This window comes from Paraburkholderia sp. RAU6.4a, from assembly GCF_050435625.1.
GTDB lineage: Bacteria > Pseudomonadota > Gammaproteobacteria > Burkholderiales > Burkholderiaceae > Paraburkholderia > Paraburkholderia tuberum.
In genome coordinates this window covers 1,757,126-1,769,113 of the sequence record NZ_JBNDKQ010000003.1, presented here as the reverse complement: position 1 = coordinate 1,769,113, position 11,988 = coordinate 1,757,126, and the positions used below count along the sequence as shown (strand labels likewise).

The following is an 11,988-nucleotide window of genomic DNA, read 5'->3' as shown; positions in this document are numbered from 1 at the left end:
GGCCGGCGTGGTTCCTGTTAGCCAAAGATGACGGGAATCGAATGCGGAACGCGCATCATGATCCCGTTGATCGGTGGAGCTGGCCCGGCCGGATCGAGCCGAAGATTGGGCAGGCGATCGAGAATCGCGTTGAGCGCGCGCGTCATTTCCACGCGCGCCAGGTGCTGGCCGATGCACACGTGCGGGCCATAGGCGAATGCAAAGTGCCGGTGAGCCGCCTTGCGATAGATGTCGAACCTGTCCGGATCGGCGAAACGGCTGGGGTCGCGATTGGCGCTGCCCGCCACCACGTCGAGAAATGCGCCGGCAGGAATCTCGACACCGCCGAGCGTGACATCACGCGTCGCCATACGCGACTGCATCAGCACGGGGCCGTCCCAGCGCAGAGCCTCTTCGATCGCCGCCGCGACCAGCGTGCGATCCTGGCGCACCGCTTCGAGCTGTACCGGATCGCGCAGCAACGCAAGCAACAGTACGCTGGTCGCGCGATAGGTCGTGTCGCCGCCCGCATTCACCAACTGGCGAAGAAACGAAATGACAACCTCGTCCGGTAGCCGCTCGCCGTCCACCTCCGCGGTGGCCAGCGAGCTCACCAGATCGTCGCCGGGATGACTGCGGCGCTCGTCGACAAGCCGCGCGAAATAGGTGCCCAGCTTCGTCGATGCCTCCACGCCATGCTCGACATCGATCGAAACCAGCGTCTGTGCGATGGCGAGCTTGTGAAAGATCTTTACGTCTTCCGGCGGCAATGCCAGTTGCCGATAGATGATGTTGAACGGGTAGTGAAGCGTGAACTCGTTGACGAGATCCGCCTGTCCGCGATCCATGAACTTCGACATCAGCTCGCTCACCACTGGGTCGACCAGCGTATCGCCCCATGCCGCGACGGTGTGCGGCAAAAAGGCCTTCTGGAAGATGCGGCGGTAGCGCGAGTGCTCGGGCGCATCCATCGTCGAGATACTGCGCCCGAAGCTGATGCCGAGATTGCGCTCGTAAGACTTGTTTGAAAACGTTGCCGGGTCGCCAAGCACCTTCGAGACTTCGTCGTATCCGAATACGGAATAGTGCGCGACATCGGACATGGTCAGATCCGCCGCGCCGCCCATCAGCACACGGTAGTCACCCTGCTGAACCGCAGCCTTTTCCCGCAGTTCCGCAATGCGTGGATAAGGGTCCGCATCGGCACCGTAAGCGAGTGAATCCTCGAAAAAGGGGTTGAACTCAGGATCGTCGAAGTCCTCAAGTCGCAGCGCGCCGGCCATGGTTCCCGTCTCCATCAATCGTTTGTTTGCAGGCACCTCTGCTTTTGCGCGAGGTACCAATAGTTGAACTATGTTCTATTTTGCACAAGTGTGCAAGATCGATTTATCATTCACGGAAGGGGATGTTGCGCGCTTTCTGGCTCGCGCCCGCCATCAAAGGGAAACCATGCCGTCCAGCACCACGCACGCCGCCAGCAGACGGGCAACTGCCGACAATGAGCCGCGTGCCACGGCGCGCAGCACGACGCCAGAGCGCATTCTCGATACGGCCGAGCGGCTGTTCGCGATGCACGGCTACTTCGGCACGTCGATTCGCGACATCATGCAGAGCTGTGGCATGGAGCTGAGCCTCGCGCGGTACCACTTCGGCAGCAAAGACGCGCTGTTTCAGCAAGCTATCGGCCGTCGCGCCGCGGTGATCAGCCGGCAGGTCATCGAATCGCTCGAGGCCGAACTGGCACCCCTGCAAGACAAGCGCCCCGGCGTCGAAGCAATCGTGACCGCACTTTCCGCACCGGCCTTCGCGCATCTGAAGAGCGGCGATCCGGGGTGGCGAAATTACTTGCGCCTGCTAACCCAGATTGGCTGTCTTCTGGAGCGCCCCGATCTCACGGCGCCGTTTTATGACCAATACGCGCCTGCGGCCGCGCGCTACCGTGACGCCTTCGCCAAGGCACTTCCCCGCGTCACGCGGGAGACCGTCGAACTGGTGCAGCATTTCGTCGAGTCCGTGTTTCATCTCGTGCTCAACGAGCTTTACGCGCAGGAAGCGCGCTCCGGAGCCAAGGCACTCACGACAGCACATATCGAGCGCATGCGCACCTATCTGATTCGTTTCGCGGTTGGCGGCATCGAGGCGATGGTCAGCTCCGCCTCGGCCCAACGGGGTTCATGAGCATTGACAGTCGCAGCGAACGTCGTTCACAATTTAGAACATTATTCAGACTTACTGTGGCCGCAGCGAGCCTGCGGCCGTGCGAGATGGAGTTAGCCTCATGACAGCTGGAGACGCAGAGAACATCGCGCTGATCGTCGGGGCGGGTCATGCAGCAGGAGAATGCGCGACCGCGATCCGAGAACAGGGATGGACGGGACGCATCGTGATGGTGGGAGAGGAACCGCATTTGCCCTACCAACGGCCGCCGCTCTCCAAGGCATTCCTGTCGGGCGAATCGACCGCCGAGCAGTTGTACCTGAAACCGCTGTCGACATACGACAAAGCGCGTGTCGAGTTCATCCCGAACACGCGCGCGCAGCACATCGACCGTGACGCGAAACGGGTCACGCTGTCCAACGGCAGCGAAATCAGCTATACGAAACTGGTTCTGGCCACCGGCGGCCGCGCGCGGCGCCTCGCGTTGCCGGGTATCGAAGCGACCGAGAAGCTGCAGAATTTTCACTACCTTCGCACGCTCGATCACGTCGCGCGCATTCGAAACCAGTTTCATGCCGGCTCGCGCCTCGTGATCATCGGCGGTGGATATATCGGGCTGGAAGTGGCCGCGGTAGCCGTGAAGCGTGGCTTGCGCGTCACCGTGCTCGAGGCGTTGCCGCGCGTCCTCGCGCGCGTCACGGCTCCCGAGCTTTCCAGGTTCTACGAGGAAGTTCACCGCGAAGCCGGAGTCGACATCCGTACCAACGCGATCGTGAGTGGGTTCGAACTCGACGCATCCGGCGACGCCGTTGCCGCCGTGTGCTGCGCGGACGGCACGCGCGTCGCCGCGGATCTCGTCATCGTCGGCGTGGGACTGGAGCCCGCCACCGAACTCGCGCAAGCGGCCGGCCTTGCTGTCGACAACGGCATCATGGTCGACGAACACACGCGCACGTCCGACCCGGACATTTTTGCGGTCGGGGATTGCACCAACCACCCCAACCCTTCCCTTGGACGCCGCCTGCGTCTCGAGTCGGTCCCTAACGCGCTGGAGCAGGCCCGCACCGCCGCTGCGTCGTTGTGCGGCAAGGAGCGTGTCTACAACAGCGTGCCGTGGTTCTGGTCCGACCAATACGATCTGAAGCTCAAGATGGTCGGCTTGTCCCTCGGCTACGACGAGTTCGTCCTGCGCGGCGATCCCAAAGCCCGCTCTTTCTCGGCGTTTTATCTCAAGGACGGCGTCATGCTCGCAGCCGATACGGTCAGCCGTGTACCCGAATTCGTGCTGGCCAAGCGTTTCGTTGCCGAGAAAATTCCGGTCCGCGCCGCCGATCTCGCCAACGAATCGATCCCGTTGAAAAGCCTGCTTCCCTAGTCCAATTCATTTTTCATGAGGTTCACAAGCCATGCCGCTCATTCGATTCATCCAGCCGGACGGTAGCGAGGCCGCCGTAAGCGCCAACGTTGGCGATTCAGTCATGCAAACAGCGGTGAACAATCAGATCCCAGGCATTCTCGGCGATTGCGGCGGCAGCTGCAGCTGCGCAACCTGTCACGCGTATGTCGACGACGCCTGGAGCAGCCATATGCCAGCGGCGGAATCCTATGAAGTCGACATGCTGACCTGCGCGATGGACGTGCGCGAAAACAGCCGTCTGACATGCCAGATCTTCATGACGCCGGAACTGGACGGGCTGGTGGTGCGTCTGCCCGATCTGACGGCGTAAGCGCAATGGGCACAGAGGCCTGCCGCACGACGCTGATCACCACGATGCGAAAGTTTGCGCGGACCTCACTCCTTGCATTCCTCGCCCGTCCCACGAATGGCTACGTGGCGGGGCCAGGAGCCGAAGACGAGACCGCGCTTACGGCGCTTTCGTCAACGCGTCGATCGCGTGTTGTTCGCTGTTGCTCCAGAACGCCGCCCACGTCGGAAATCCTTGCGGAAGACGCGGCTGATACCGATCGCCTTCATACTTGCCGGGCCAGTTCTGCAAGCGCGGCGCACCGGGGCGAGCGAGCCAGTCCGTCGAATACCAATGCTGTTCGTCGCGACGCTCGAAGCACCACTGCCCGTCGCGCCGCACATAGTGATCGAAGTAGCAGATCGCCATCACCACCCACGCTCCGTTGTCCTCGTGCTCCGCGCGACAATAGACGCTTCCCGTCGCATGGTCGGCATCGATGAAATCGACGACGTGGCCGCAGATCTGGTGAATGCTGCGATAAAAGCCACGCAGAATATGCTCGGACCCGTAGAACGTCTTCAATGCCGCGCGCCCGACGCCCCATCGGCCGCAATCGACGTCTTCGGCGAACAGTTGCACCAGGCTGTCCAGATCGCGCGAATCGACCGCGAGCGCGTATCGGACGGGCAACTGCTGGATGGCGAGCTGAGCCTCGATGCGGTCGATACGCGCGAGCAGCGCTGAATCCGTCGTCATGCCTTCCCCTTCGTAGCGTTGGCCATGGCGGCCGGGCGCGCGCGGATTTCGTCGGCATAGTAAGGCTGGTGTGAAAGAAGTCCGCCATCGACGTTGAACACCTGGCCCGTGACGAACGCCGCCTCATCCGAAGCGAGATACACCACCGCGTGTGCAATGTCTTCGGGCTGCCCGAGGCGAGGCGTGAGATGGTGGCTCAGCATCATCTCTCCGGTCTCCCCCGCGTAGTACGCCTGGGTCACCGGCGTGACGATCAGGCCCGGAGCGATCGCGTTGCAGCGTATCCCCTCCTTGCCGTGCTGCGCGGCGACGTAGCGCGTCAGCGCCTCGATACCGGCCTTGCAGACACCGTACGCGCTGTACCCCAGCGCGCCCGCCTGAGCGGCACCGGAAGAGGTATTGATAATCGAACCGCCGCCTCGTGCGCGCATCAGCGGCAGCGCGCACCGCGAGGCCAGCATGGTGCCGCGAAGATTGATGCGCATCGTGTCGTCCCAGACTCCGACGTCGAGTGCCTCGACTGCCGCATCGACCGTACTGGAAAGCGATGTGGCCGCGGCGTTGTTATGCAGGATATCGAGCCCGCCCCAAGTCTTGAGCGTCAGATCGAACAATGCATCGATCGAACTTTCGTCGCCGATATCGACCTGCGCCGGGACCGCGTGGCCCCCCGCTTCGTTAATACGACGAACCTGTTCCTGCGCGCCTTCGAGATTCAGGTCCGCCACGACGAGCAAGGCGCCCTCCTGCGCGAGCATGGCGGCACAGGCAGCGCCGATACCGGATGCGGCCCCGGTCACGATGGCAATCTTTTGCTTCACGCGTTGCATGATCTGCTCCCTGTCTCAGGCCGTTATCGGTGTCCGGCCGCGTGCTGCAACGCGGTCGAGATGAAAGTCGATATCGCCGAACATCTTCTCCATCATCGTCATCTTGCGGAAGTAGTGCCCTACCGGATATTCCTCGGTGAGCCCCATGCCACCGTGCAACTGAATGCCCTGCGCGCAAACGAAGCGATTGGCGCGCGCGGCAACGGCTTTGGCCGCCGAGATGACGCGGCTGCGTTCGGCCGCCGGGCCGTTCAGGTGCGCGATCCCGCAGTACAGCATCGAACGCGCCTCCTGCGTGGCGACGAACATCTCAGCCATGCGATGCTGCAACGCCTGGAACTTGCCGATCGGCTGGCCGAACTGCGAGCGTCCCTTGATGTACTCCGAGGTGATCGCCATCACGGCTTCCATCATGCCAAGGCTCTCGGCCACGCTCGCGAGACTGGCGAGTTCCGTTGCCTGCGTGAGCACCTGCAGCGAGCGTTCAGGTCCGACGATCAATGCATCTTCACTGAGCTCGACGTTGTGCAGGTCGATATCCGCGGCACGCGATCCATCGAGCAAGCGGTACGACCAGCACGTTACGCCCGCGGCCCGGCGATCGACAAGAAAAACGCCCACGCCTTGCGACGCGCCTTCGACTCGCGCGGTCACGAGCAGCTGGTCCGCCGACGCGCCGGCGATCACCAGCGTCTTCGCGCCGCTGATCAGGTAACCCGAGGCGCTCTTGAGCGCGTGCGTTTGCGCGTGGCATCCCAGCTTGTACCGGCTTCCCGCTTCGCTGTCCGCGAGCGACAGCAGCAGCGTGCCGTCGATGACGGCGGGCAGCAGCGTCTCACGCCGGCGCGGCGCATCGCCTCGTTCGACGATCGTGGCGCAAAGCAGCGCTGTCTGCACGACCGGCTCGAGCGCCATACCGCGGCCGAGCGCCTCCATCACGATCGCCGTTTCGACGAACGAGCACCCGAGACCGCCGACGTCTTCCGGCATCGTCAGCCCGAGCCAGCCAAGTTCGGCATAGGCGCGCCAATGTTCGCGGCTGAAACCCTCTTGCCCCGATGCGATGCGCGTGCGCGCCTCGAATCCATACTCCTGCTGAACGTAGCGCTCTGCGCCGTCCTTCAGCATCGATTGTTCTTCGGAGAAGTTGAAGTCCATGGCTACAGTCCAAAAGCCAGCTTGGCAATGATGTTCTTCTGCACTTCGCGCGCGCCGCCATAGATCGTGGAGGCGCGAGCGATCAGATAGCCCGACGTGCGGCCGCCCATGTAATCCGGCCAATTTTCGTCGACCGCCAGATCACCCTGCGGCTCGCCGTGGTCGTCGAAACGCATCGCGCGGGGACCGAGTGCGTCCATTTGCAGTTGCGTCACGCGCTGTTGCATCTCCGACCCGCTGATCTTCAGCGCAGAGACGACCGCATCGAGATTGCGCTCGCTCTTCTCTTCCGCAAGGATGCGGAGCACCGACCATTCGAGCGCCATCAGGTCCGCTTCGACCTCCGCGACCTTGCGCGCGAACCCGGGTGTATCGATGAGCCGCACGCCGTCCTCCCGCTCCTGCCCCGCGATATCTTTCGCGCGTTGCAGCTCGCGTTTGTTGAAATACAGGAACGCGCTCGCCGTGCGCTCCTTCTCGAGGAGGTACTTCGCATAGGTCCATCCCATGCCGGCCTCGCCCACGAGATGCGACTTCGGCACACGCACGTTTTCGAGGAACACTTCATTCAGGCCCTTGCCGCCCTCGATCGAAACGATCGGACGCACCGTGATGCCCGGTGTGTCCATGTTGACCAGCAGGAAGGAAATGCCTCGTTGCGGCTTGACGCTCGTATCGGTCTTGACGAGGAAGAAGCCCCAATCGGCAATCGTTGCGTCGCTGGTCCAGATCTTCTGGCCGTTGATCACGTACTCGTCACCGTCGAGCACGGCCGTGGTCTTCAGTCCAGCCAGATCCGAGCCCGCGTTCGGCTCCGAAAAGCCCTGGCACCAGAACTCGTCCCCGCGCAGAATAGGCCCAAGAAAACGCTGCCTCTGCCAGTCCGAACCGAACGCGATGATGACGGGCGCCACCATCTGCGTCGACTGCCACCCATAGTCCATGGCATCGGCGTTGTACAGCTCTTCCATGAAGATATGCTTGCGAAGCGCGCTCCAGCCGGTGCCGCCATGTTCGACGGGCCAATGGGGCGCACCCCAGCCGCGCTCGTACAGAATGCGCTGCCATCTGCGGATGTCATCGCGCGCAGGCGGATGCACGCCAACACGCCAGCGGCGTGAAATGTCGGCCGGCGCATGCTCACTGAAAAACGTTCTGACTTCCCGACGAAATGTTTCGTCTTCCTCGCTATAGCCCAAATGCATGCCTGACTCCTGAATCTCTTGCGCCCTCGTTGTCTGCTCTGTCGCGCCACTGCGCCGCGCTTGTGCGGGTGCTCCGCCTAGCGGCCTCTGAAAGCCGGGGCGCGTTTTTCTCTCGCGGCGAGCCGGCCCTCCGCGGCGTCCTCGGAGTTCACCGCGAGCGCCACCGCGTTCAGTTCCTGCGCAAGAAACTCTTCCATGCCACCGGGGTTCAACCTGAACAACTGCTTGGTCAGCCCGAGCGAGAAAGTCGGGCCAGCCGCCAGCTCGCCAGCCAGCTTTTCGGCGGCCGCGTCAAGCTCGCCGTCCTCGACGAGATGGCTGGCAAGACCCATATCGAGTGCTTCCTTGCCGCTCAGCCGGCGATTCAGATACATGATTTCCTTGGCGCGAAACTCGCCGCAATGACGCGCAAGCAGATGCACCATGCCGCCTTCAGGTAAGGTGGCGCGCATCAGGAAGGCGGGAATGAACTGCGCCGTATCGGAAACGATGAGCTGGTCCGCGCACAGCGCAAAGCTCCAGGCAATTCCCACGGCAACGCCTCGTACCGCCGCGACCACTGGCTTGTTCAGGTTGTACAACCGAAGCGCGACCTTCTGATACACCGCCATCGATGCGCGCGCGTGCGCCACGCTCATCTGCGGTGGCGCGGCGCCGCTGCCCTTGATGTCGGCACCGGCGCAAAATGCGCGGCCTGCGCCAGTGAGAATCACCGCGCGAATCTCCGGATCCTTTTCGATGCGATCGAGGTGGCCGAGAATCAGATCAAGCATTTCCGGCGTCAGCGCGTTGAGCTTCTCGGGGCGGTTCAGACACAGCGTCGCAACCGCGCCGTTCAAAGTGAGTTCAACATCCATGATGTTCGGCTCTTCGTCTGAGTTTGGTTCGTCCGTTCGACGGTCTGGTCAACTGCCGCGAGCATGCAGGCGGATCATCCCGTCGCCGAACGGCTCGTCGCGGCGCTTGAGCGCTTCCTTCAGGCCAACCGCTTCCATGTCCGCCTTGAACTGCGCGCGGCGCGGCCCCAGGCTCTGGTGAGCCCGTGAGTCGTTTTCCACCGCGAGCCGCTGAAGCGTGCGCGAACCGGCCAGCTCCAGCCCGATGTTGACAATGCGCTTGTTGGCCGCAAGCAGATCGGCATCGACAAACGACAGACGGCGTGCCAACTCGCCCACCTCCGCTTCGAGCTGCTCTGCCGGCACCGCATCCATGACGAGCCCGATCTTCGCGGCGTCGCGGCCCGTCAGCGAGTCGCCAGACAGCAGCAGACGCTTCGCCCACTGCGGGCCGACGTGATAGAACCACATATGCGCAGGCGGCGAGCCGTTCGCGCGCGTGGCGGGAAAGCCGATCCTTGCGTTGTCGGCGGCGATCACCATGTCGCACGCCAGCGCGAGATCCGTGCCGCCCGCAAGACAGTTGCCATGCACCTGCGCGATGATCGGCTTGTGGATATCCGCCATCAGATTGACCGTCTCCGACTGCCGCTCCATCGACCAGCAGTCGTCGTCGAAGCTGCGAATCGTTCCACGATAGTCACCCGGATCAGCGGCGTCCGCGGCCCGATCCGAATACGTCGTCACCAGATCGTAGCCTGCGCAGAAGTCGCGGCCAGCTCCCGACAGTACGATCACGTTCACCGATTTGAGGTCGTCGGCTTCGAGCAACGCCGCCTTGAGTTCCTGCAGAAGCGGATTGTTGATGGCGTTGCGCTTGTCCGGACGACTCAGCGTGATGCGCGCAACGCGTTGCGCCAATTCAAACTTCACGCACTCCGATGTTTTCAGCCATTTGGCCATGGTCGATTCCCTCCAATTGAGGCGATTGCCGTTCACCGGGCAAACTGCGCGCGCAGACTCACCTTGCTGATCTTGCCCGTCGGCAGCCTCGGCAATTCGTCGATGAATGCAATGGCTTTCGGACATTTGTAGCTCGCGATCAAGCCGCGACAGAACTCGATCAATTCGACTTCGCCCGCTTGCTCGCCACGGCGCAACACGACGATCGCCTTGACGCACTCTCCCCACTTCTCGTGCGGCACGCCGATCACCGCCACGTCGATGACTGCCGGATGCTGGAGCAGCGCATCTTCGACTTCACGGCTGTAGATGTTCTCGCCGCCGGAAATGATCATGTCCTTCTTGCGGTCGACGAGGAAAATGTAGCCCTCCTCGTCCTGGTAGCCCATGTCGCCCGAGCGATACCAGCCATCGCGCAGTGCTTCCACCGTCGCCACGCTGTTGTTCCAGTAGCCACTCAACTGCGTCTGCGAGCGCAGCCAGACCTCGCCGGTCTGGCCTTGCGGCAGATCGTTGCCTTGATCGTCGACGATGCGCAGGTCGATGCCGGGGCACGGGCGCCCCACCGATGCGAGACGCCGTACCTGTTCCGGAGACCCTTTGGGCTTGACCTCATGCGCAGGCAACCAGCAGGCGTTGCTCTCGGTCATGCCGTACTGGACCGAAAACACCGGGCCGAGCACCTGAATGCCGCGCGACAGCAGCGGTGCAGGCACCGGGGCTGCCGCCGTGACGATGTTTTCGATGCTGGACACGTCATAGCTCGACAGTTCGGGCACATCGAGGACCGCCTGAAGCATCGCGGCAACCATGAACGTGAAGGTGATGCGTTCTTCGGCGATCGTCTCGAGCATTTGCTTCGGCTCGAAGACGCGATGCACGACCGTCGTGCCGCCCATCCAGGCCACCGAATTAACGAAGCCAATCCCGCCGACGTGGAACGCCGGGGTCGTCTGTAGCACGCGGGTATTGCCCGAAAACTCCGTCACCAGCGCGCAGCTTTCCGCGGTGACGCACATGGCATGGTGCGTGCGCACGACGCCCTTGGGACGCCCCGTGGTGCCGCTCGTGTACATCAGGTACGCGTAGTCTTCCGGTTTCGAACGGATCGGCGGCCCTTCCACTGGGCCGGCTTCCATCACCGCCTCGAATGAAACGGCCCAATCCGGTGCGTCGCCAATGCAGATGTACTGCTCGATTTCGGGCAGTTGCGAACGCAGTCCGTTCACGACATCGGCATACTGAGCCTCGAATACGAGCGCCTTAGGGGCCGCGTCCTTAAGAATATAAAGAATCTCCGCGGGGGCCAGCCTGAAATTGACGGTTGCCAGAATGAAGCCGGCCCATTCGCATGCACGGTAGCTCTCGTAGTACTCCGCGCAATTCATCGCGAGGATCGCAACCCGGTCCTGACGCCGCAGGCCGCGCTCATATAGCGCTCCCGACAAGCGGCGTGCACGCTCCGCCAACTGACTGTGCGTCAGACGCCGGTCGGCGTACACGAGCGCCGTGTGGTCGGCATGCAAGCGAGCGTTTCGCTCGATCATCTCGCCAAGGGTTCTCATCTCAATCCTGTCGTTGTCTTGTCAGATCGACTGTTAGCCAGCGAGCGTCTGCGGATCGGCCAACACGGTTCCAATGAAGGCGGCGAACCGCGCCGCGTCGGCTCCGTTGATCACGCGATGGTCGTAGCTGAGCGACAGGGGCAGCATCTTGCGCCAGCTGACGCCGCCGTCGTCCGCCGGCGCGGCTACCAGCCGGGTTTTAGTCACGCCGAGAATCGCCACCTCCGGCGCATTGACGATAGGCGTAAAACCAGTACCGCCAAAGCCGCCGAGCGAACTGATCGAAAAGCAACCGCCCGACATCTCTGCCATCGATAAACCCTTTTCGCGCGCCTTCTGCGAAATTGCCGCAAGTTCCACCGAGAGTTCTTCGACGCTCTTCCTGTCGCAATCGCGCAGCACCGGCACCAGCAATCCGAAGCGCGTGTCCACGGCGACCCCGATGTGGAAGTACTTCTTCAGAACGATGTTTTTGCCGTCACCGTCGAGCGACGCGTTGAATTGCGGGAACTCCTGCAAAGCCCGCACCACGGCTTTGATAAGGAAGACGAGCGGCGTCAGCTTAACCGTCGTGCCCGCCTCGTTACGGGCCTTGCGATAACTTTCGAGCGACGTAATATCAGCGTCGTCGTGGTGGGTCACATGCGGGATCGTCAGCCAGTTGCGCGACAGGAAGGCTCCTGTGAGCTTCTGGATGCGCGACACCGGCTTGACTTCCACCTCGCCGAATTCGGCGAAATCGACCTGCGGCCAAGGCGGCAGATTCGCGCCGAAAGCGGGGACTGCAGCCTCGCCGGGGCCGGTATTCACATCGGACTGCGGTCGCGTAGCAACGGATTCGACACTCATCG

Annotated in this window: 12 protein-coding genes; 3 read left to right on the top strand and 9 right to left on the bottom strand. The window is 62.6% G+C overall.

Going from position 1 to position 11,988, the window contains the following annotated elements; genetic code table 11:
* Positions 1–17: 17 nt before the first annotated feature.
* On the bottom strand, positions 18–1,262 hold the full coding sequence (locus OKW40_RS32755) for a cytochrome P450 (protein ID WP_429493978.1): 1,245 nt from the start codon (positions 1,260–1,262) through the stop codon (positions 18–20).
* Positions 1,263–1,332: 70 nt separating this feature from the next.
* Here OKW40_RS32755 and OKW40_RS32750 point away from each other — a divergent pair, with 70 nt between their 5' ends.
* The 3 genes from OKW40_RS32750 to OKW40_RS32740 all read left to right on the top strand — a co-directional run bounded on the left by OKW40_RS32750 (position 1,333) and on the right by OKW40_RS32740 (position 3,863).
* Positions 1,333–2,157, top strand: coding sequence for a TetR/AcrR family transcriptional regulator (locus OKW40_RS32750; protein WP_260334926.1), 825 nt, complete (start codon positions 1,333–1,335; stop codon positions 2,155–2,157).
* 100 nt (positions 2,158–2,257) lie between these two features.
* Complete coding sequence (locus tag OKW40_RS32745; protein WP_429493346.1) at positions 2,258–3,511, top strand: NAD(P)/FAD-dependent oxidoreductase; 1,254 nt, start codon at positions 2,258–2,260, stop codon at positions 3,509–3,511.
* Between the two features lie 31 nt (positions 3,512–3,542).
* The gene (locus OKW40_RS32740; protein WP_184050275.1) at positions 3,543–3,863 is read left to right on the top strand and encodes a 2Fe-2S iron-sulfur cluster-binding protein; all 321 of its coding nucleotides are present in this window, start codon (positions 3,543–3,545) and stop codon (positions 3,861–3,863) included.
* A gap of 138 nt (positions 3,864–4,001) precedes the next feature.
* On the opposite strand, the gene OKW40_RS32735 is transcribed toward OKW40_RS32740, so the two are convergent.
* The 8 genes from OKW40_RS32735 to OKW40_RS32700 all read right to left on the bottom strand — a co-directional run bounded on the left by OKW40_RS32735 (position 4,002) and on the right by OKW40_RS32700 (position 11,986).
* A complete protein-coding gene (locus tag OKW40_RS32735; RefSeq protein WP_429493345.1) occupies positions 4,002–4,580 on the bottom strand; it encodes a nuclear transport factor 2 family protein in 579 nt (192 codons plus the stop codon).
* Positions 4,577–5,410: an SDR family oxidoreductase gene (locus OKW40_RS32730; protein ID WP_429493344.1), complete on the bottom strand. Its 834-nt coding sequence runs from the start codon at positions 5,408–5,410 to the stop codon at positions 4,577–4,579. Before OKW40_RS32730 ends, OKW40_RS32735 begins: the two co-directional genes overlap by 4 nt.
* Positions 5,411–5,425: 15 nt before the next feature.
* Complete coding sequence (locus OKW40_RS32725; protein ID WP_429493343.1) at positions 5,426–6,568, bottom strand: acyl-CoA dehydrogenase family protein; 1,143 nt, start codon at positions 6,566–6,568, stop codon at positions 5,426–5,428.
* A gap of 2 nt (positions 6,569–6,570) precedes the next feature.
* Positions 6,571–7,773, bottom strand: a complete 1,203-nt coding sequence (locus OKW40_RS32720) for an acyl-CoA dehydrogenase family protein (protein WP_429493342.1) — start codon at positions 7,771–7,773, stop codon at positions 6,571–6,573.
* 77 nt (positions 7,774–7,850) lie between these two features.
* Positions 7,851–8,630, bottom strand: a complete 780-nt coding sequence (locus tag OKW40_RS32715; RefSeq protein WP_429493341.1) for an enoyl-CoA hydratase/isomerase family protein — start codon at positions 8,628–8,630, stop codon at positions 7,851–7,853.
* Between the two features lie 48 nt (positions 8,631–8,678).
* Positions 8,679–9,572: a crotonase/enoyl-CoA hydratase family protein gene (locus OKW40_RS32710; protein ID WP_429493340.1), complete on the bottom strand. Its 894-nt coding sequence runs from the start codon at positions 9,570–9,572 to the stop codon at positions 8,679–8,681.
* 32 nt (positions 9,573–9,604) lie between these two features.
* Positions 9,605–11,137 (bottom strand): class I adenylate-forming enzyme family protein, encoded by a 1,533-nt coding sequence (locus OKW40_RS32705; RefSeq protein ID WP_429493339.1) that lies wholly within the window; start codon positions 11,135–11,137, stop codon positions 9,605–9,607.
* Between the two features lie 33 nt (positions 11,138–11,170).
* A complete protein-coding gene (locus tag OKW40_RS32700) occupies positions 11,171–11,986 on the bottom strand; it encodes a 2-oxo acid dehydrogenase subunit E2 (RefSeq protein WP_429493338.1) in 816 nt (271 codons plus the stop codon).
* Positions 11,987–11,988: the final 2 nt, after the last annotated feature.

What these genes read in the sequence shown, in the direction of transcription:
- OKW40_RS32755 (WP_429493978.1), bottom strand. Translation starts at nt 1,262, where the DNA reads ATGGCCGGCGCGCTGCGACTTGAGGACTTCGACGATCCTGAGTTCAAC.
- OKW40_RS32750 (WP_260334926.1), top strand. Translation starts at nt 1,333, where the DNA reads ATGTTCTATTTTGCACAAGTGTGCAAGATCGATTTATCATTCACGGAA.
- OKW40_RS32745 (WP_429493346.1), top strand. Translation starts at nt 2,258, where the DNA reads ATGACAGCTGGAGACGCAGAGAACATCGCGCTGATCGTCGGGGCGGGT.
- OKW40_RS32740 (WP_184050275.1), top strand. Translation starts at nt 3,543, where the DNA reads ATGCCGCTCATTCGATTCATCCAGCCGGACGGTAGCGAGGCCGCCGTA.
- OKW40_RS32735 (WP_429493345.1), bottom strand. Translation starts at nt 4,580, where the DNA reads ATGACGACGGATTCAGCGCTGCTCGCGCGTATCGACCGCATCGAGGCT.
- OKW40_RS32730 (WP_429493344.1), bottom strand. Translation starts at nt 5,410, where the DNA reads ATGCAACGCGTGAAGCAAAAGATTGCCATCGTGACCGGGGCCGCATCC.
- OKW40_RS32725 (WP_429493343.1), bottom strand. Translation starts at nt 6,568, where the DNA reads ATGGACTTCAACTTCTCCGAAGAACAATCGATGCTGAAGGACGGCGCA.
- OKW40_RS32720 (WP_429493342.1), bottom strand. Translation starts at nt 7,773, where the DNA reads ATGCATTTGGGCTATAGCGAGGAAGACGAAACATTTCGTCGGGAAGTC.
- OKW40_RS32715 (WP_429493341.1), bottom strand. Translation starts at nt 8,630, where the DNA reads ATGGATGTTGAACTCACTTTGAACGGCGCGGTTGCGACGCTGTGTCTG.
- OKW40_RS32710 (WP_429493340.1), bottom strand. Translation starts at nt 9,572, where the DNA reads ATGGCCAAATGGCTGAAAACATCGGAGTGCGTGAAGTTTGAATTGGCG.
- OKW40_RS32705 (WP_429493339.1), bottom strand. Translation starts at nt 11,137, where the DNA reads ATGAGAACCCTTGGCGAGATGATCGAGCGAAACGCTCGCTTGCATGCC.
- OKW40_RS32700 (WP_429493338.1), bottom strand. Translation starts at nt 11,986, where the DNA reads ATGAGTGTCGAATCCGTTGCTACGCGACCGCAGTCCGATGTGAATACC.